Below are 17,076 nucleotides of genomic sequence, written 5' to 3' on the forward strand. Positions count from 1 at the left end.
ACGCGCGGGCGCCACTACGTAAGCTGTGCCACGTCGAACGGACGAGGGGACGGACATGGCGATGATGCGGCTCCGGCGCGAGGATCCGCGGATCGTCGGGTCGTTCCGGCTCCACCGCAGGCTGGGGGCCGGCGGGATGGGCGTCGTGTACCTGGGGTCCGACCGGCGGGGCCAGCGGGTGGCACTGAAGGTGATCCGGCCGGACCTGGCCGAGGACCAGGAGTTCCGGTCGCGGTTCGCCCGCGAGGTGTCGGCCGCCCGCCGGATCCGCGGCGGCTGCACGGCCCGGCTGGTCGCCGCCGACCTGGAGGCCGAGCGCCCCTGGTTCGCCACCCAGTACGTGCCCGGGCCCTCGCTGCACGACCGGGTCGCCGAGGAGGGCGCGCTGCGCGCCGCCGACGTCGCCTCCATCGGGGCGGCCCTCTCGGAGGGCCTCGTCGCCGTCCACGAGGCCGGCGTGGTGCACCGGGACCTCAAGCCCTCGAACATCCTGCTCTCCCCCAAGGGCCCCCGCATCATCGACTTCGGCATCGCCTGGGCCACCGGCGCCAGCACCCTGACCCACGTGGGCACGGCCGTCGGCTCGCCCGGCTTCCTCGCGCCCGAGCAGGTGCGCGGAGCGGCCGTCACCCCCGCCACCGACGTGTTCTCGCTCGGCGCCACCCTGGCGTACGCGGCGATGTCCGACTCCCCCTTCGGACACGGCAGTTCCGAGGTCATGCTCTACCGGGTGGTGCACGAGGAGCCGCAGCTGCACGGGGTGCCGGACGCGCTGGCGCCGCTGATCCGGGCCTGTCTCGCGAAGGACCCGGAGGACCGTCCCAGCACGCTCCAGCTGTCGATGCGGCTCAAGGAGATCGCGGCGCGCGAGGCGCAGGGGCTGCCGGTCTCGCGGCCGCCCGTGCAGCGGGAACGGGCCGAGGAGCGGAACACCGTACGGCCGACCGAGCGGTACACCGAGCGGGACGTGCCCGGTCGTGGAGCGGAGCGGGGCGCCGAGCGCGGTGCCGACCGCGGCTCCCAGGGCCGTGGGCCCGGGCCGTCCTCCCGGCCCTCCGCGGGGCCGCGCACCGGGGGTCGTCCCGCGACGCGGCCGGGTGCCCGCACGACGTCGACGGGCCGCCGGCCCGCCAACCCCCGGCTGCTGCGACAGCGGCTCTTCGTCTTCGTGGTGGTGACCCTGGTGGTGGCCCTGGGCATCGCCGCCGCCCAGGCCCTCCAGGGATAGGACGGCCGGCGGTCAGGACTCCGGTCGGCCCGTCGCCACCGCGTAGAAGGCGACCGCCGCCGCCGCGCCCACGTTCAGCGAGTCGACGCCGTGGGCCATCGGGATGCGGACCCATTCGTCGGCGGCGCGCAGGGCCTGCGTGGACAGTCCTTCGCCCTCCGCGCCCAGCATCAGGGCGACCCGCTCCAGGCGGTGCGGCGCGGCCTCGTCGATCGAGGTGGCCTTCTCCGCGGGGGTGAGCGCGAGGAGTTTGAAGCCCGCCTCCCGTACGGCCTCGAGGCCGCGCGGCCAGCTGTCGAGGCGCGCGTACGGGACGGAGAACACGGCGCCCATGGACACCTTCACCGAGCGCCGGTACAGCGGGTCCGCGCAGTCCGGCGAGAGCAGCACGGCGTCCATGCCGAGGGCCGCGGCACTGCGGAAGATCGCGCCGATGTTGGTGTGGTCGTTCACCGACTCCATCACGACCACCCGGCGGGCGTCGGCCAGGAGTTCCGCGGCGTCCGGCAGCGGCTTGCGCTGCATGGAGGCGAGGGCGCCCCGGTGCACGTGGTAGCCGGTGACGCGTTCCGCGAGGTCCGGCTGGATCGCGTACACCGGCGCGGGGACCTCGTCGATGACGTCCCGCATGACGTCGACCCACTTGGCGGAGAGCAGCATCGACCGCATCTCGTACCCGGCCTGCCGCGCCCGACGGATGACCTTCTCGCCCTCCGCGATGAACAGGCCCTCGGCCGGTTCGCGTCTGCGGCGCAGCTCGACGTCGGTCAGGCCGGTGTAGTCGCGCAGGCGCGGGTCGTCGGGGTCGTCGATCGTGATGAGTTCGGCCACGGGGTGATACTGCCTTGTCCGGGGTGTGGTGCCAATGTGTGCGAGGTGCTTGTTACCGCTGGTTAGGTCAGGTGGTGCCCGCCGTCGCCCTTCGTCCGGTCACTTCACCGGTTCGCCGGGGCCCTCCGTGACCACGTCGCCGATGACGATGACCGCCGGCGGGCGGACCTCCCGCGCCCTGACGGTCTCCGCGACCGTCGCGAGGGTGGCGTCGACCCGGCGCTGGGACGCCGTGGTGCCTTCCTGGACCAGGGCCAGCGGCGTCTGAGGGTTCTTGCCGTGGGCGATGAGCGCCTCGGCGATCTTCCCGATCTTGTCGACGCCCATGAGGACGACGAGCGTGCCGGTGAGCTTCGCGAGGGACGCCCAGTCGACGAGCGAGCGCGGGTCGTCGGGGGCGACGTGACCGCTGACCACCGTGAACTCGTGCGCCACACCCCGGTGCGTGACCGGGATGCCGGCGGCGCCCGGCACCGAGATCGAGCTGGAGATGCCGGGGACCACCGTGCAGGCGATGCCCTCGGCGGCCAGCGCCTGGGCCTCCTCCATGCCGCGGCCGAAGACGAACGGGTCGCCGCCCTTCAGGCGCACGACGGACTTCCCCGCCTTGGCGTGCTCGATCAGCGCGTTGTTGATGGCCTCCTGGGCCATGAAACGGCCGTACGGGATCTTCGCCGCGTCGATCACCTCGACGTGCGGGGGCAGCTCGTCCAGGAGGTCGCGCGGGCCGAGGCGGTCCGCGATGACCACGTCCGCCTCGGCGAGCAGCCGGCGGCCGCGCACCGTGATCAGGTCCGGGTCGCCGGGGCCGCCACCGACCAGGGCGACGAAGGGGGTGCGGGAGCGGTGCGCCGGTGCGGCGATCGAACCGTCGCGGAGACCTTCGACGATCGCGTCGCGGACGGCGGCGGAGCGGCGGGGGTCGTGGCCGGTGAGCACCGCCACCGTGACGCCCGCGTCGCGGCCGGTCGCCGGGGTCCAGGCCGTGGCCGCCTCGGCGTCGTCGGAGCGGACGCACCAGGTCCTGGTCCGCTCGGCCTCGGCGGACGCGGCGGCGTTCGAGGCCGGGTCGGTGGTGGCGACCAGGGCGTACCAGGCGTCGGCGAGGTCGCCCTCCTCGTACCGCCGCTTGATCCAGGTGATCTCGCCCGCCTCGGCCATCGCCTCGACGGAGGGGGTGGCCGACGGGGAGATCAGGGTGATGTCGGCGCCCGCGGCGATCAGGGCGGGCAGCCGGCGCTGGGCGACCTGGCCGCCGCCGAGGACGACGACGCGGCGGCCTGCCAGGCGCAGGCCGACGGGGTAGGCGGGGTGGTCGGCGGTGTCGGCCATGGGTGAGCGGCTCCTCGGAGAGCGTGGCGGTGCGAACGAGGGGGCCGCTGCGGCGGTGGAGCGGCTCGTACACAGTCACGATATCCGTGACCTGGGGTGGGCAAGGTGTGACGGATGTCCCGCCGGTCGGCTCTCCGGCGTCACGGACCGCTCCGGGACCGTGTTCGGGGCCGTGGGACGCGCGGGCGCGCGTCCCCCACCGCGCCGGGCGGGTGGGGGACGCGTCCGCGGCGCTACTTCTCGGTGACGCCCGCCGAGTCGAACGTCGCCACCTCGTGCATCGCGCGGGCCGCGCTCTGCACCAGCGGGAGGGCGAGCAGCGCGCCCGTGCCCTCGCCGAGACGGAGGTCCAGGTCGACCAGGGGGCGCAGGCCCAGCTTGTTGAGGGCCGCGACGTGGCCCGGCTCGGCGCTGCGGTGGCCCGCGATGCAGGCGGCCAGCGCCTCGGGCGCGATGGCCCGGGCCACGAGCGCCGCGGCGCCGGTGGAGACGCCGTCGAGGATGACCGGGGTACGCAGGGAGGCCGCGCCCAGGATCAGGCCGACGAGGGCCGCGTGCTCCAGGCCGCCGACCGCCGAGAGGACACCGATCGGGTCCGCCGGGTCCGGCTTGTGGAGGTCGAGGGCGCGGCGGACCACGTCCACCTTCCGGGCGTGCGTCTCGTCGTTGATGCCGGTGCCCCGGCCCGTGACCTCGGTCGGATCCACGCCGGTGTAGACGGAGATCAGGGCGGCGGACGCGGTGGTGTTCGCGATGCCCATCTCGCCGGTGAGGAGCGCCTTGTTGCCCGCGGCGACGAGGTCGCGGGCCGTTTCGATGCCCACCTCGATCGCGGCCAGTACGTCCTCGCGGGGCATCGCGGGACCCGTGGTGAAGTCGGCGGTGCCGGGACGGACCTTGCGGGGCAGCAGGCCGGGGGTGGCCGGGAGTTCGGAGGCGACGCCCACGTCGATGACGCAGACCTCGGCGCCGACCTGGTTCGCGAACGCGTTGCAGACCGCTCCCCCGCCGAGGAAGTTGGCCACCATCTGGCCGGTGACCTCCTGCGGCCAGGGGGTGACGCCCTGGGCGTGCACGCCGTGGTCCCCCGCGAAGATCGCGACGGCCGCGGGCTCCGGGATCGGCGGCGGGCACATCCGGGAGAGGCCGGAGAGCTGCGCGGAGATGATCTCCAGCATGCCCAGGGCCCCCGCGGGCTTGGTCATGCGCTTCTGGCGCTCCCAGGCCTCGCCGAGCGCCTTGGCGTCCAGCGGGCGGATGCCCGCGACGGTCTCCTGGAGGAGGTCGTGCGGCTCCTCGCCGGGCAGGGCGCGGCGGCCGTACGTCTCCTCGTGGACGACCCAGGCGAGCGGGCGGCGCTTGGACCAGCCCGCCTGCATCAGCTCGGGCTCGTCGGGGAACTCGTCGACGTATCCCACGCAGAGGTACGCGACGACTTCGAGGTGGTCGGGAAGGCCGAGGGTGCGGACCATCTCGCGCTCGTCGAAGAAGCTGACCCAGCCGACGCCGAGGCCTTCCGCGCGGGCGGCGAGCCAGAGGTTCTCGACGGCGAGCGCCGAGGAGTACGGGGCCATCTGCGGCTGCGTGTAGCGGCCGAGGGTGTGGCGGCCGCCCCGGGTGGGGTCGGCGGTCACCACGATGTTGACCGGGGTGTCGAGGATGGCCTCGATCTTCAGTTCCTTGAACTGCTTCGCGCGGGCCTTCGGCAGCGACTTGGCGTACGCCTCGCGCTGCCGCTGCGCCAGCTCGTGCATCGCCTGCCGGGTCTCGGCCGAGCGGATGACGACGAAGTCCCAGGGCTGCGAGTGGCCGACGCTGGGGGCCGTGTGGGCGGCCTCCAGGACGCGGAGCAGCACCTCGTGCGGGATCGGGTCGGAGCGGAAGCCGTTGCGGATGTCGCGGCGCTCGCGCATCACGCGGAGGACGGCCTCGCGCTCGGCGTCGTCGTAGCCGGGCGCGGGTGCCGACTCCGCCGGGGGCCGGGCGTCTTCCGCGTCCTCGCTCCGCCCGGCGGGGGCCGGCTCGGCCGTCGGGTCGGCGAGCGGAGCGGCCGCCGGGTCGGCTTCGGGGGCGGAAGGCTCCTGCGGGAGCGCCTCGGGGGCGTCCGTGGCAGCGGGGGCCTCCACGATGTCGACGGGCTCGACGGGCTCGGTCGCTTCGACGGGCTCGACGGCTTCGATCGCTTCGACGGGCTCGGGGAGGGTCTCCGCGGGCTCGGGAAGGACCTCCGCGGGCTCGGCCGGGGGCGCCTCGTCGCCGGGAGCCGGCTGCGTGGTGACCATGGCTTCGGCTTCGGCTTCGGCTTCCGGAGCCGGCTCGGGCAGGGCCGCGGGGGTCTCCTCCGGAACGAACGGGACCTCGTGGGCGAAGGCGTCCTCGGGGGCCGTCTGCGGAGCCGCCTCGGGGGCCGCCTCAAGAGCCGCCTCGGGGTTCTGCTCCGGGGTCTGCTCCTCCAGCGGGGGCTCGGTGGCCGCGACCGGTTCGGCCGGGGCCTCGGTGACGGACTCCGGTTCCTCGGCCCGCGGGGCCTGCTCGGCCTCGGGCTCCTCCGCCGCGGCCTCGGGCTCCTCCGCGGGCACGGGCTCGGTGGCCTCGGCGGCGGGCTCGCCCTCGCGCGGGGCGGGGACGGTCGCCTGGGGGTCCGTCCTCTCGACCGGGGCCACGGGGGCGGTCTCGGCGGGGACGACCGGGGCCTCGGCGACCGCCACGGGCTCGGACGGCTGCTCCGGCTCGGCGGCCGGGGCGGGCTCGGCCACGGGGGTCGGGGCCAGGTGGGGGGTCGTCGGGACGCTGCCCTCGACCTGGACGAACTGGCCGGTCGGCGGGACGACCGTTTCTGCGGGGAGTGCCTCGGCCTGCGGCGCCACGGGTTCCTGCGGCTGCGCGGCCCACGGCTCGGCGCCCTGCGGCGCGAGCTGCTGGTCCTGCGCGATGTCGAAGTACTCGGGGCCGGTGGTCGGCGGGCCCGGGTTCCGTGCCGGCGTCGGCGCGGGGCCGGTGGCAACGAGCGACTCGGGGGCGGGGGCCGGGGCGGCCTGCGGGACCGGGGCCGGCGCGGCGGCGGGGCCACGGTCGGCCAGCGAGAGCACGACGCCGCCGGCCTCGGGGACGGGCGGACCCATGTGCAGCGGGCGACGCGGGGGCGCCGGGGGCTGTGCCGCGGCCGGCGGGGGCGTGCGGACGCCGCCGAGGTCCACGGAGCCGGTGTCGCGGCCGGCGGCCTCGTGGGCGCCGGTGTCGTGGGCGCCGGTGTCGAGGATGCCGGGCTCGTAGCCGTGGTCGGTGTGGACCGGCTCCTGCGGGGCGGGCACGCCGTGCGCGGGAGTGCCGGTGAACTGGTCCACCGGTACCCCGTGGGCGGGGGTTCCCGCGTACTGCTCCACCGGAACGCCGTGCGCGGGGGTTCCCGCGTACTGCTGCTCCACCGGAACGCCGTGCGGCGGGGTGCCGGGGGGCGGCGCGAGCGGGACGCCCTGCGGCGGGGTCTGGTTCTGCGGGGCCGTCAGTACGTCGCCCAGGGCGACGGAGTCCAGCGGGTCCGTCAGCGGGTCCGGCAGGGGGTCGGTGAGCGGGTCGCCCAGCGGGGCCTGCGCGTCCTGGGCCGCCGGATGCGGGACGGCCGCGTGCGGCGTGCCCTGCTCCTGCTGGGGCGCGGCCTGGTTCGGGACGGCGGGTGCCGCCGGCGGGGGCGGCACGGCGACCGGCGGCGCGGGCGCGACGCCCGGCGGGTGCTCGCTCCAGGCGCCCTGGGCGCCCGGCATCAGCAGCAGGTCGTCGTCCTCGGTGGTGTGCCCGGAGGGGTCCAGGAAGGTGTACGCGCCCGGAGCGGGGATGCCCGGCTGCTCGACCATGCCTGCGTTCTCCGGCAGCCCCTCGCCCGGGACCTGGCCGGTGTCCGTCATGCGTACCCCTCGCCCATCGCTTGTGCTTCCTTCAGACCTGCGCCCGTCGACAAGAACGAGCGCGCGCGCCGCGCGGCACGAAGGACACGCGGACACCCACACATTGTCGCGGCCCCCGGCCATCGTGGCAGGGAGATTCGTCACGGCGGGCTGTGGACTGCGCCACGTCGCGCGGTCCCCCCTGGTCGCGTACCACGTCAGCGGCGCAAAGCGGCCACTAATTCAGGACATTGGCGAACGAAGCGCCGAACATCCGGATGCGGTACAACAATCGGCCAGCCTACCTCGCCCGGCGGGCGACACCGTCACGGGTGGGGGACGTCGGCCCTGCGGCCGGACAGCAGGAAGACGACCGAACGCTCGCGTTCCGACCAGTCGTGCGGATCGAGTCCGACGGTCTGGAGGAGGAGGCTCTCCACGGTGTAGCCGCCGTCGGCGAGGGCGGCGCCGATCGCCTCGGCCTCGTCACGGGTGGAGGCGTGGGTGACGATGCGTTCGGGACGCCGGTCGGTGCAGGCGGTGACGACGGGGACCCCGCCGGCCGCGATCCGTACGACATCGGGTTCGGGCAGGTTCTCCAGGACGTGCGGGGCGCGGCCCCCGACGGTCTGGAGGAGTACGCCGTGGCGGCGGGCGGTCCGCTCGGTGCGGGCACAGGCCGCCGGGTCGGTGTCCACGGCGATGACGGCGGCGCCGAAGCGGGCGGCCTCGACGGAGAAGGCGCCGCCCGCGCAGCCGATGTCCCAGACGAGGTCGCCCACGCGGGGCCCGAGGCGGGCGAGCTGGGCGGCGCGCAGGGACGGGTCCTCGCCCGCGCCGGTCCGGTCCTGGCCGGGGGTGCCGGGGCCGTCGGCGGAGCCGTACCCCTGGTCGTCGTACTCCGCCGCGGGCAGGCCCCAGCCGCGTACGGGACGCGTGGTGGGGTCCTGGCCCATCAGCCAGGGGGCGGCCGGGGGGCCGCCCGTGGCGCCGCCGATGACGAGGACGACGTTCGGGTCGCGCCAGGTGTGGTCGGCGGCCTTGTCGGAGGTGAGGACGGAGACCTGTTCGCGGGTGGTGCCGAGCTCCTCGCAGATCACGAAGGTGCGGTGGACGCCGTCGAGGAGGAGGGCGAGTTCGGCGGGGCCCGCGCCGGGCGAGGTGAGGACGGCGACCTTCGGGTGGGCGCGGCAGACGTTGACGGCGCGGCGCAGGGTGCGCTGGTGGGCGACGACGATCCGGGCGTCCTCCCAGGGCATGCCGGCCCGTGCGAAGGCGGCGGCGACGGAGGAGACGGCGGGGACGACCTCGACCTCCAGGCCGTGCTCGGGGGCGCGCAGGGTGCGGACGACGCCGAAGAAGCCGGGGTCTCCGTCGGCGAGGACGACGGCGGTGCCGCGGTGGCCGGCGATGCGGCGGGCGGCGAGGTCGACGCTGCCGAGGCGGACGCGTTCGGCACCGGGCGGCACTTCGGGCAGCGCCAGGTGGTGGGCGGCGCCGGCCACCAGGGTGGCGGCACCGAGCGCGGACCGGGCCGCCGCGGTGAGAGGCGAGCCGTCCCAGCCGATCACCGTGACGCGGTCGGCCATGGTCGTCTGTCTCCTGGTGTCGTCGCAGGTCGGGGGCGTGCCGAGCGTACCCCGGGTCGGCTGCCGGGGCTCAGCTCCAGTCGGTGTACGAGGAGTATCCGGCCTCGGCCATCTGGTCGGCGACGCCGTCGAGGTCCTCGGGGAGGAGGCCCCAGACGATGAAGTCGGTGCGCAGTTCGGTCCACTCGCCGTCCTCGGTGCGGGTACGGGCTATGCAGGCGTTGCGCAGGACGCCTTCGCTGATGCAGCCGATCTTCTGGGCGACCTGCTGGGAGGCGGTGTTGTCGGCCGCGGTCCGCAGTTCGAGGCGCTCGAACTTCTGGTCGCCGAAGAGCCACTGGGCGGTGGCGAGCGCGGCTTCGGAGGCGTACCCCTCGCCGCGCGCCCAGGGGGCGACGATGTAGGAGATCTCGGCGGAGCGGACGCGCCAGTTGGTGTTGCCCAGCTGGATGACGCCGACCAGGCGCTGGGTGAGGAACTCGGTGACGGCGAGGTCGATGCCCCGGCCGGCGGCGCGTTCCCCCGGCGCGTACTCGGTGATCCAGGTGCGGGCGGCGGCCTCGGTGAAGGGCTGGGGCACCGCGGTCCAGGCGCCGACGAGTTCGTCGTTCATCATCGCGGTGAGAGCGGGGACGTCGGCCTCTTCGAGCGCGCGCAGCACCAACCGGTCCGTGTTGATGGAGATGTCCGGAAAGGTGGTAGTCATGCGCAGCTCCATGCCGTGGACCGTCCGAATCGACCGTGAACGCACAGCATGCAGCATGCGACCGCCGACGCGCATGGCCGGGTGGGATGTGGCGAAGGCCCCGCGCACCGGACGGGGTACGGGGGGCCTTCTGCACAAGGACTGTACGGGGGAACCGGTCTGACGGTTCCTCCGGAGCCGTTCCCTACTCGGCGACGGCGCCGAAGGCCGGGATGACCGAGCCCTTGTAGGTGTCCTCGATGTACTTCTTCACCTCGGGCGAGTTGAGGAGCTTCGCGAGCTTCTGCACGCGGGCGTCCTTCTCGTCGCCCTCCTTGACGGCGAGGAAGTTGGCGTACGGGTTGCCGTCGGCCTTCTCCAGGACGAGGGCGTCCTTCGCCGGCGAGAGCTTGGCCTCGATGGCGTAGTTGCCGTTGATGACGGCGGCGTCCACGTCGTTCAGGGCGCGGGGCACGGTGGCGGCCTCCAGCTCCTTGAACTCCAGGCCCTTCTTGTCGGTGATGTCGGAGAGCTTGGCGTTGGTGCCGACGCCCGGCTTGATGGTGATCAGGCCGTTCTCGGCGAGCAGCTGGAGGGCGCGGCCGCCGTTGGTGGTGTCGTTCGGGACGGCGATGGTCTGGCCCGCCTTGATCTCCTTCACCGACGTGAGCTTCTTGGAGTAGAGGCCCAGCGGCTCCAGGTGAACGTTGACCACGGGGACGATGGTGGTCTTGTTCTTCTGGTTGAAGTCGTCGAGGTACGGCTTGTGCTGGAAGAAGTTGGCGTCGACCTGGCCGGACTGGGTGGCGGTGTTCGGCAGGACGTAGTCCGTGAACTCCCTCACCTCCAGCTTCAGGCCGGCCTTCTCGGCCAGCTTGTCCTTGACGTAGTTCAGGATGTCGGCGTGCGGCGTCGGGGACGCGGCGACGACGAGGGGCTTGTCGGCGGCGCCGGCCGTGTCCTTGGCGGAGGACGGGTCCGAGGAGGTGCCGCAGGCGCTGAGGCCGAGGGCGAGGGCGGCGGTGGCGGCGATACCGGCGGTGAGCCTGATGTTCTTACGCACGAAGAGTGCCTCTTTCCGGTGGTGCGGTGGACGCCTGGACAACAAGTCCGGGCTGTTTCTTCGAAGGACGAAGTCTGGGGAGCCGGGGGGCCGTTACGCGGTGCGGCCCCGGCGGGCGAGGAGTCGTACGACTCCGTCGCCGATGAGCTGGACGACGGTCACGATCAGGACCAGGACGACGACGGTGACCAGCATGAAGGTGGTGTCGAAGCGCTGGTATCCGTAGGTGACGGCCTTGGAGCCGAGGCCTTCGCCGCCGACCGCGCCGGCCATCGCCGAGTAGCCGATGAGGACGATGACCGTGGTGGTGACGCCCGAGACCAGCGAGGGAAGGGCCTGCGGGAGCAGCACCTTGCGGACGATGGTGGGGATGCCGCCGCCCATGGCCTGGACGGCCTCGACGAGTCCGTGGTCGACCTCGCGGATCGACGTCTCGACGAGACGCGCGAAGAAGGGGATGGCGCCGATGGCGAGCGGCACGATCATCGCGGTCGGGCCGATGAAGGTGCCGACGACGAAGGTGGTGAAGGGGATCAGGGCGATCAGCAGGATGATGAACGGCAGCGAACGCCCGACGTTCACGATCGCACCGACGACCTTGTTCACCGGCCGGTTCTGCAGCAGTCCGCCCTTGTCGGTGAGGACGAGGAGGATGCCGAGCGGCAGGCCGCCGAGCACGGTGACGACGGTCGCCCACAGAACCATGTAGAGCGTGTCGACGGTGCCCTGCTCCAGCAGGGGCTGCATCTCGGACCAGGTCACTTGGCACCTTCCTTGACCAGTACGGGCGCGGCCTCGACCGGCGCCTCGTCCTCTTCCACGAGTTCGACCTGGAGGCCCTGCTCGCGCAGGAAGCCGACCGGGACGACGTTGTCCTCGTACCGCCCGGGGAGCTCGATCCGCATCCGGCCGATCTGCTTGCCGCCGACGGTGTCCATCGCCGCGCCGAGGATCGAGATGTCGATGTTGTAGGTGCGGGAGAGCTGGGAGATGACCGGCTGGGTCGCGGACTCGCCGTGGAAGGTGACGTCGACGACCGTGCGGTCGGGGCCGGTTGCGGCGCCGCTGACCGGGAAGAGCTCGGCGGCCAGCTGGGAGCCGGGGGTGGCGAGCAGTTCGGCGACGGTGCCGGACTCGACGACGCGGCCGTGCCGCATCAGCGCGGCGGAGTCGCAGATCGTCTTCACGACGTCCATCTCGTGCGTGATGAGCAGGACGGTCAGGCCGAGCTGCTGGTTGAGGTCGCGCAGCAGCTGGAGGATGGAGCGGGTGGTCTCCGGGTCGAGGGCGCTGGTGGCCTCGTCGGAGAGGAGGACCTTGGGCTCGCCGGCGAGGGCGCGGGCGATGCCGACGCGCTGCTTCTGACCGCCGGAGAGCTGGCCGGGGTAGGCCTTGGCCTTGTCGGCGAGGCCGACGAGGTCGAGGAGTTCGAGGGCGCGGCGGGAACGCTCGGCGCCGGGAACCCCGAGGATCTCCAGGGGAAGTTCGATGTTGTCCTTCACCGTGCGGGAGGACAGCAGGTTGAAGTGCTGGAAGACCATGCCGATGCTGCTGCGCGCCCGGCGCAGGTCCTTGCCCGCGCGGCGGCCCTTCCCGGCGAGGGCGGTGAGGTCGACGCCGTCGACGGTCACGGTGCCGGAGGTGGGGCGCTCCAGGAGGTTGACGCAGCGGATGAGCGAGGACTTGCCGGCGCCGCTCTGGCCGATCACGCCGAACACCTCGCCCTCGCGGACGTGGAGGTCGACGCCGTCCAGAGCGGTGACCTGCCGGCCGCGCGACTCGTAGACCTTGGTCAGGCCCGAAGTGGTGATCACAGGGGTTTCCGTCACTGTCGAGTGCGCGACGCGGGGTCCGTCACGCACGGGGCATTCGTCTTCGGACAGTCAGGCGCACGGGGGCCGGTCCGGCGGGTGGCCGGGCAGCGGCGGTGCGCGGGGCGGGCACGGTCCGCCGCCTGTCGGCGGGCGGAACGGCACGGCCGTCGGGTCTCGCTTCGGGGCGCGAAACTCAGGCGGGGGCCCTCAGGAGGCGCACATTCGACACATACAACGAGCACCGGGCGTCGTGATCGCCTCGGTCGCAAGGATGCGGCTGCTCGTCGTGGTCATGTCTGCAAGTAAAGCATGCGCAGTCGCGAACGAACGGGGGCTGTCCGAATAGCGGACGTCACTGAGACATCATGCGGACGGTCCGGAGCCTGGGTTTCCGCCCTTTCTCCCGCATGTGGCCTGTGGAGAAGGGGGCGACGGAGCGGCGCCGTCGGGACCGGCACGGGCCCGGTTGTGGCCAAGGCCACGGTGCGTACGGCCGCCGCCGGGCAGGGGGCGGGCACATCGGGTCTCATCGACCGTAATACCCTCGGGCGCATGCTTGACGTCCTGACGGTCGCGGTCTCCGTGGCCGCGCTCGCCCTCGCCGCCTGGTGCGGCTTCGCCGCCTTCCGCGACCAGCCGACCAAGGACTGGCACTTCATCGGCATGGGCGTGGTGACCTTCCTCGTCCTGGTCCAGCTGATCGTCGGGATCGTGCAGCTGGTGCGCGGCGAGGAGGCCGAGGAGGGCGCGACGATCTTCGTCGCCTATCTGCTCGGGGCGCTGTGCGCGGTGCCCATCGCCGGTTTCATGTCGCTCGCGGAGCGCAGCCGGTGGGGTTCGGCCACGGTGGCGGCCGGCGCGGTCGTCCTGGCCGTGCTCGAAGTGCGTCTCCACGACATCTGGACGGTGGGCTGACCATGACCGCGACACAGGAGAAGGCCGGGCACGGCGTACGGACCCGTCTCGTCTCGGGGCCCGGCATCCTGCTGGTGTGGCTGTACGGCGTGATGTCGGTCGGCGCGGTCTCCCGCTCGATCTACCAGATCGCCACGGAGTTCGACCGGGCGCCGCTCGCGTACGCCCTGTCGGCGGTGGCGGCCGTCGTCTACGCCTTCATCACGTACACGCTGGTACGCGGCGGCGAGACGGCCCGCAGGGCGGCGCTGGTGTGCTGCGCCGCCGAGCTCGCGGGCGTCCTGGTCGTCGGGACCTGGACGCTGGTCGATCCGTCCGCCTTCCCCGACGCGACGGTCTGGTCGGACTACGGCTACGGCTACCTCTTCATCCCGGTGCTGCTGCCGCTGACCGGCATCTGGTGGCTGCGCAGGTCGCGGACGGCCGGGTGAACTAGGCAGCCTTCTCCAGGGTCACCAGGGTGAGCCGGGGGCCGAGCTCGCGGGTGGCGACCTGCGCGTACCCCTTCCTGCGGTAGAGGCGCAGATTGCCCTCGCTGCGGTGGCCGGTGAAGAGCTGGAAGCGCTTGGGCTCCGTCAGGGCGGTGCCGGCGGCGAAGTGGCGCTCGATGCCGTCGAGGAGCCGGCCGCCGAGTCCGTGCCGCCGCATGCGGGGGTGGACGATGAGCTTGGCGATCCGTACCGTGCCGTCCTCGTCGAGGCGGGCCCGCACGGAGGCGACGACCTCGTCACCGAGCCGGGCCACCAGGCCGTGGCCCTCGTCGAGTTCGGCGCGCAGCTCGTCGAGCGACTGGGTGAGCGGTTCGATGGACCAGTCCCCGTACAGCTCCGCCTCGCTCTGGTAGCAGAGGTACTGCAGCTTCAGGATGTGCTCCGCGTCCCGCGCGTCCGCTGCTGAGATGGTCACGCTCAGGCCCATGTGTGCACGCCTCCCGCTCATCTGGTCGATCATCGGTTTACCGCACCCTTCCCCGTCGACCGGGGGCGGGAACCTCCGCAGCCAGCATTCTGCGCAGGCATCCCAGGCAACGGGAACGCGTCGGCCCCAGACTGCCCTGTGAGATACCCAACTCTCCTGCGATTTCCCGGTAGGTGGGGTCCTGGGGATCGAGCATCGCGGCCAGCACCCGGGGACAGCGGCCGGGCGTCCGGGTGACGGCGGCGCGCAGCGTACGGCGGCCCTCGGCGTCGAGGAGCGAGTGCTCGGGGGAGCCGTGGGGCCCGGAGCCGCCGGGGTCGTGGGCGGGCTCGTCGCGGTAGGGGCGTTCGCGGTCGCCGGCCCTGCGGGCCCGGCGGGCCTCGGCGCGGACGGCCCGGCGCAGCCATTCGGCGGGCCGCTCGGGGGCGGCGCCCGTCTCCTGGAGCTGTTCGAGGAGACGCAGCCAGACGGCCTGTTCGAGGTCGCCGGGTTCGACGCCGGCGCCCGGTGCCTCGGCGTCGGACTCGGCGGCGAGCAGCGGGGCGAGGGCGGCGAGGAGGCCGGGGGTGGCGTCCGTGTGCGTCGGGGACGCGGGCGCGGGGAGGGGTTCGGGGGTGGTCATGACCGGCACGATGCCGGGGTGCGCGGGTGCGGTTGCGGTGCGGCGCGTAAACCACCCGGGAGGAGGGTGTGCGGGCCCGGTCGCCGGGCCCGCACGGTCGTCGCCCGTCAGCCGAGGTCCGCCGCACCGAGCAGCGCGGTGTCCGGGTTGTCGGAGAAGATGCCGTCGATCCCCGTCTCCAGGTACCGCTTGAGGGCGCCGAAGGAGTCGCCGTACGCCGCCGGGTCCGTGCCCCTGCGGAAGTCCGCGGGCAGGAAGGCGTTCTCGTTGCGGTGGGTGTACGGGTGGAGGATCAGGCCCTCAGCGTGCGCGTCGCGCACCAGGGTCGTCGGGTCGCCGAGCCGGCCGCTCGCGTCCTTGGGGATCACCAGGTCGAGGGTGGGGCCGATGCCCTTCGCGTACGAGGCGATCCAGCGCAGGCCCTCGGGCGTGACCAGGTCGGCGACCGTGCGCGGGTCGCCCGCCCGCACGAAGTCCCAGGGGCGGCTGCTCGCGCCGGAGAGCAGGACCACGCCGGGCGCGTCCACCAGCTTCGCGAGCCGCTGGACGCTGCTGGGCTCGAAGGACTGGAGGAAGACCGGGGAGTTCGCGCGGTGGCGGCCGTACCGGCGCAGGAGTTTGGCGAGCCGCTCCTCGAGGCCGAGGCCGAGGGAACGGAAGTAGGTGGGGTGCTTGGTCTCGACGTGGAGCCAGATCTCGCGGCCCCGGCGGCGGCCCTCCTCCTCGGCCCAGCGCAGCACCTCCTCGAAGGTCGGCACCGTCCAACGGCCGTCGTAGAGGGTGTTCTCCTGGCGGGTGCCGGGGATGCGCTCCTTGGCCCGCAGGGTCTTGAGCTCGGCGAGCGTGAAGTCCTCGGTGAACCAGCCGGTGTACGAGGTGCCGTCGACGCTCTTGGTCGTCTTCCGGGACGCGAACTCGGGGTGGTCGGCGACGTCGGTGGTGCCGGTGATGTCGTTCTCGTGGCGGCAGACGAGGTGCCCGTCCTTGGTGGGGACGAGGTCCTGCTCGATGACGTGGGCGCCGAGGTCGAGGGCGTGCCGGTAGGAGCCGAGGGTGTGCTCGGGGCGGTAGCCGCTGGCGCCGCGGTGGGCGATGACGGTGGGGACGGGGAGGGAGCGGTAGCCGCGGCCGTGTCCGTGCGCCGCACCGGCGGTCCCCGACCCGGCGGCCTGCGCCGTGCCCGTACCGGCCGCGAGGGCCGTGGAGGCGCCGAGGACGGTGGCGCCCGCCGCTCCGAGAACCGTGCGCCGTGCCGGGGTCCGGCGTTCGCCCTGGGTCATGAGGTGTCCTCCTGTGTCATGTCCCGTTCCTGTCGACGGGTGCCCCCGACGCTAGGCACCAACCCCCTCCACCCGGCAGACCTCGGCCGAACATGGCGGAAACACACGTCAACACTGCGTATCCATTCGGTGAACCCGATGTGCGTACGGAGGTGACCCGCGAGTATCGTCGCCAGCTGCACCGTCAGCTCGACTGACCCGCGTCCCACCGGAGGAACCGTTGTCCCGTCTCGCGATCATCAAGGCAGTGCTCGGGCCGGTCATGCGCCTGATGTTCCGCCCCCGCGTGGAGGGCGCCGAGAACATCCCGGGGACCGGTCCCGTCATCCTCGCGGGCAACCACCTGACCTTCATCGACTCGATGATCATGCCGATCTGCCTGGACCGTCCGGTCTACTTCATCGGCAAGGACGAGTACGTGACGGGCAAGGGCCTCAAGGGCCGGGCGATGGCCTGGTTCTTCACCAGCGTCGGCATGATCCCGGTGGACCGGGACGGCGGCCGCGGTGGTGTGGCGGCGCTGATGACCGGCCGCCGGGTCCTGGAGGAGGGCAAGGTCTTCTCGATCTACCCGGAGGGCACCCGCTCCCCCGACGGCCGGCTCTACCGGGGCCGTACGGGCATCGCGCGGCTCACCCTGATGACGGGGGCGCCGGTGGTGCCGTTCGCGATGATCGGCACCGACAAGATCCAGCCGGGCGGGGCGGGCTTCCCGCGTCCGGGCAAGGTGACGGTCCGCTTCGGCGAGGCCATGGAGTTCTCGCGGTACGACGGGATGGACCGCGACCGCTATGTGCTGCGGGCGGTGACGGACTCGGTGATGGCCGAGGTCATGCGGCTCTCGGGCCAGGAGTACGTGGACATGTACGCCACCAAGGCGAAGGCCGCGTAGTCCTCCACAGGTCGTGACGGTGCCCC

At 73.2% G+C, this 17,076-nt stretch carries 15 protein-coding genes; 4 read left to right on the plus strand and 11 right to left on the minus strand.

The window, feature by feature from the left end:
* The first annotated feature begins 55 nt into the window (after positions 1 to 55).
* On the plus strand, positions 56 to 1,228 hold the full coding sequence (locus ACFWUY_RS14680) for a serine/threonine-protein kinase (protein WP_384107218.1): 1,173 nt from the start codon (positions 56 to 58) through the stop codon (positions 1,226 to 1,228).
* A gap of 12 nt (positions 1,229 to 1,240) precedes the next feature.
* Here ACFWUY_RS14680 and ACFWUY_RS14685 read toward each other — a convergent pair whose 3' ends face one another.
* The 8 genes from ACFWUY_RS14685 to ACFWUY_RS14720 all read right to left on the minus strand — a co-directional run bounded on the left by ACFWUY_RS14685 (position 1,241) and on the right by ACFWUY_RS14720 (position 12,423).
* Positions 1,241 to 2,059, minus strand: a complete 819-nt coding sequence (locus ACFWUY_RS14685; protein WP_384107220.1) for a TrmH family RNA methyltransferase — start codon at positions 2,057 to 2,059, stop codon at positions 1,241 to 1,243.
* A 99-nt stretch (positions 2,060 to 2,158) separates the two neighbouring features.
* Entirely contained in the window at positions 2,159 to 3,391 is a 1,233-nt protein-coding gene (cobA, locus tag ACFWUY_RS14690) for a uroporphyrinogen-III C-methyltransferase (protein WP_384107222.1), read from the minus strand.
* Between the two features lie 233 nt (positions 3,392 to 3,624).
* The gene (gene cobT / locus ACFWUY_RS14695) at positions 3,625 to 7,293 is read right to left on the minus strand and encodes a nicotinate-nucleotide--dimethylbenzimidazole phosphoribosyltransferase (RefSeq protein WP_384107224.1); all 3,669 of its coding nucleotides are present in this window, start codon (positions 7,291 to 7,293) and stop codon (positions 3,625 to 3,627) included.
* A 305-nt stretch (positions 7,294 to 7,598) separates the two neighbouring features.
* Positions 7,599 to 8,861 carry a precorrin-6y C5,15-methyltransferase (decarboxylating) subunit CbiE gene (gene cbiE / locus ACFWUY_RS14700; protein WP_384107226.1) on the minus strand — a complete coding sequence of 421 codons (1,263 nt, stop codon included), beginning with the start codon at positions 8,859 to 8,861 and terminating at the stop codon, positions 7,599 to 7,601.
* A gap of 70 nt (positions 8,862 to 8,931) precedes the next feature.
* Positions 8,932 to 9,567, minus strand: coding sequence for a GNAT family N-acetyltransferase (locus tag ACFWUY_RS14705; RefSeq protein ID WP_384107228.1), 636 nt, complete (start codon positions 9,565 to 9,567; stop codon positions 8,932 to 8,934).
* Positions 9,568 to 9,751: 184 nt separating this feature from the next.
* Positions 9,752 to 10,609, minus strand: coding sequence for a MetQ/NlpA family ABC transporter substrate-binding protein (locus tag ACFWUY_RS14710; protein WP_384107230.1), 858 nt, complete (start codon positions 10,607 to 10,609; stop codon positions 9,752 to 9,754).
* 93 nt (positions 10,610 to 10,702) lie between these two features.
* The gene (locus tag ACFWUY_RS14715) at positions 10,703 to 11,371 is read right to left on the minus strand and encodes a methionine ABC transporter permease (RefSeq protein ID WP_384107232.1); all 669 of its coding nucleotides are present in this window, start codon (positions 11,369 to 11,371) and stop codon (positions 10,703 to 10,705) included.
* Positions 11,368 to 12,423, minus strand: coding sequence for a methionine ABC transporter ATP-binding protein (locus tag ACFWUY_RS14720; RefSeq protein ID WP_384107234.1), 1,056 nt, complete (start codon positions 12,421 to 12,423; stop codon positions 11,368 to 11,370). Before ACFWUY_RS14720 ends, ACFWUY_RS14715 begins: the two co-directional genes overlap by 4 nt.
* Positions 12,424 to 12,975: 552 nt before the next feature.
* On the opposite strand from ACFWUY_RS14720, the gene ACFWUY_RS14725 reads away from it, so the two are divergent.
* Both ACFWUY_RS14725 and ACFWUY_RS14730 read left to right on the plus strand, forming a co-directional pair.
* On the plus strand, positions 12,976 to 13,338 hold the full coding sequence (locus ACFWUY_RS14725; RefSeq protein WP_384107236.1) for a hypothetical protein: 363 nt from the start codon (positions 12,976 to 12,978) through the stop codon (positions 13,336 to 13,338).
* Between the two features lie 2 nt (positions 13,339 to 13,340).
* On the plus strand, positions 13,341 to 13,769 hold the full coding sequence (locus tag ACFWUY_RS14730; RefSeq protein ID WP_384107238.1) for a hypothetical protein: 429 nt from the start codon (positions 13,341 to 13,343) through the stop codon (positions 13,767 to 13,769).
* Between the two features lies 1 nt (position 13,770).
* Here the strand turns inward: ACFWUY_RS14730 and ACFWUY_RS14735 are convergent, their stop codons facing one another.
* The 3 genes from ACFWUY_RS14735 to ACFWUY_RS14745 all read right to left on the minus strand — a co-directional run bounded on the left by ACFWUY_RS14735 (position 13,771) and on the right by ACFWUY_RS14745 (position 16,158).
* A complete protein-coding gene (locus ACFWUY_RS14735) occupies positions 13,771 to 14,256 on the minus strand; it encodes a GNAT family N-acetyltransferase (RefSeq protein WP_384107240.1) in 486 nt (161 codons plus the stop codon).
* Positions 14,257 to 14,293: 37 nt separating this feature from the next.
* Positions 14,294 to 14,878 carry a sigma-70 family RNA polymerase sigma factor gene (locus ACFWUY_RS14740; RefSeq protein ID WP_384107243.1) on the minus strand — a complete coding sequence of 195 codons (585 nt, stop codon included), beginning with the start codon at positions 14,876 to 14,878 and terminating at the stop codon, positions 14,294 to 14,296.
* Positions 14,879 to 14,985: 107 nt separating this feature from the next.
* The gene (locus tag ACFWUY_RS14745; RefSeq protein ID WP_384107246.1) at positions 14,986 to 16,158 is read right to left on the minus strand and encodes a glycerophosphodiester phosphodiesterase; all 1,173 of its coding nucleotides are present in this window, start codon (positions 16,156 to 16,158) and stop codon (positions 14,986 to 14,988) included.
* A 220-nt stretch (positions 16,159 to 16,378) separates the two neighbouring features.
* Here ACFWUY_RS14745 and ACFWUY_RS14750 point away from each other — a divergent pair, with 220 nt between their 5' ends.
* Positions 16,379 to 17,050 (plus strand): lysophospholipid acyltransferase family protein, encoded by a 672-nt coding sequence (locus ACFWUY_RS14750; protein WP_030204643.1) that lies wholly within the window; start codon positions 16,379 to 16,381, stop codon positions 17,048 to 17,050.
* Positions 17,051 to 17,076: the final 26 nt, after the last annotated feature.

Source organism: Streptomyces sp. NPDC058664 (assembly GCF_042716635.1).
Lineage (GTDB): Bacteria > Actinomycetota > Actinomycetes > Streptomycetales > Streptomycetaceae > Streptomyces.

Bases quoted from the DNA above. Each gene is read 5' to 3' on its own strand.
- cbiE (WP_384107226.1), bottom strand. From the start codon at position 8,861: ATGGCCGACCGCGTCACGGTGATCGGCTGGGACGGCTCGCCTCTCACC.
- ACFWUY_RS14680 (WP_384107218.1), top strand. From the start codon at position 56: ATGGCGATGATGCGGCTCCGGCGCGAGGATCCGCGGATCGTCGGGTCG.
- cobT (WP_384107224.1), bottom strand. From the start codon at position 7,293: ATGACGGACACCGGCCAGGTCCCGGGCGAGGGGCTGCCGGAGAACGCA.
- ACFWUY_RS14725 (WP_384107236.1), top strand. From the start codon at position 12,976: ATGCTTGACGTCCTGACGGTCGCGGTCTCCGTGGCCGCGCTCGCCCTC.
- cobA (WP_384107222.1), bottom strand. From the start codon at position 3,391: ATGGCCGACACCGCCGACCACCCCGCCTACCCCGTCGGCCTGCGCCTG.
- ACFWUY_RS14745 (WP_384107246.1), bottom strand. From the start codon at position 16,158: ATGACCCAGGGCGAACGCCGGACCCCGGCACGGCGCACGGTTCTCGGA.
- ACFWUY_RS14735 (WP_384107240.1), bottom strand. From the start codon at position 14,256: ATGGGCCTGAGCGTGACCATCTCAGCAGCGGACGCGCGGGACGCGGAG.
- ACFWUY_RS14730 (WP_384107238.1), top strand. From the start codon at position 13,341: ATGACCGCGACACAGGAGAAGGCCGGGCACGGCGTACGGACCCGTCTC.
- ACFWUY_RS14740 (WP_384107243.1), bottom strand. From the start codon at position 14,878: ATGACCACCCCCGAACCCCTCCCCGCGCCCGCGTCCCCGACGCACACG.
- ACFWUY_RS14705 (WP_384107228.1), bottom strand. From the start codon at position 9,567: ATGACTACCACCTTTCCGGACATCTCCATCAACACGGACCGGTTGGTG.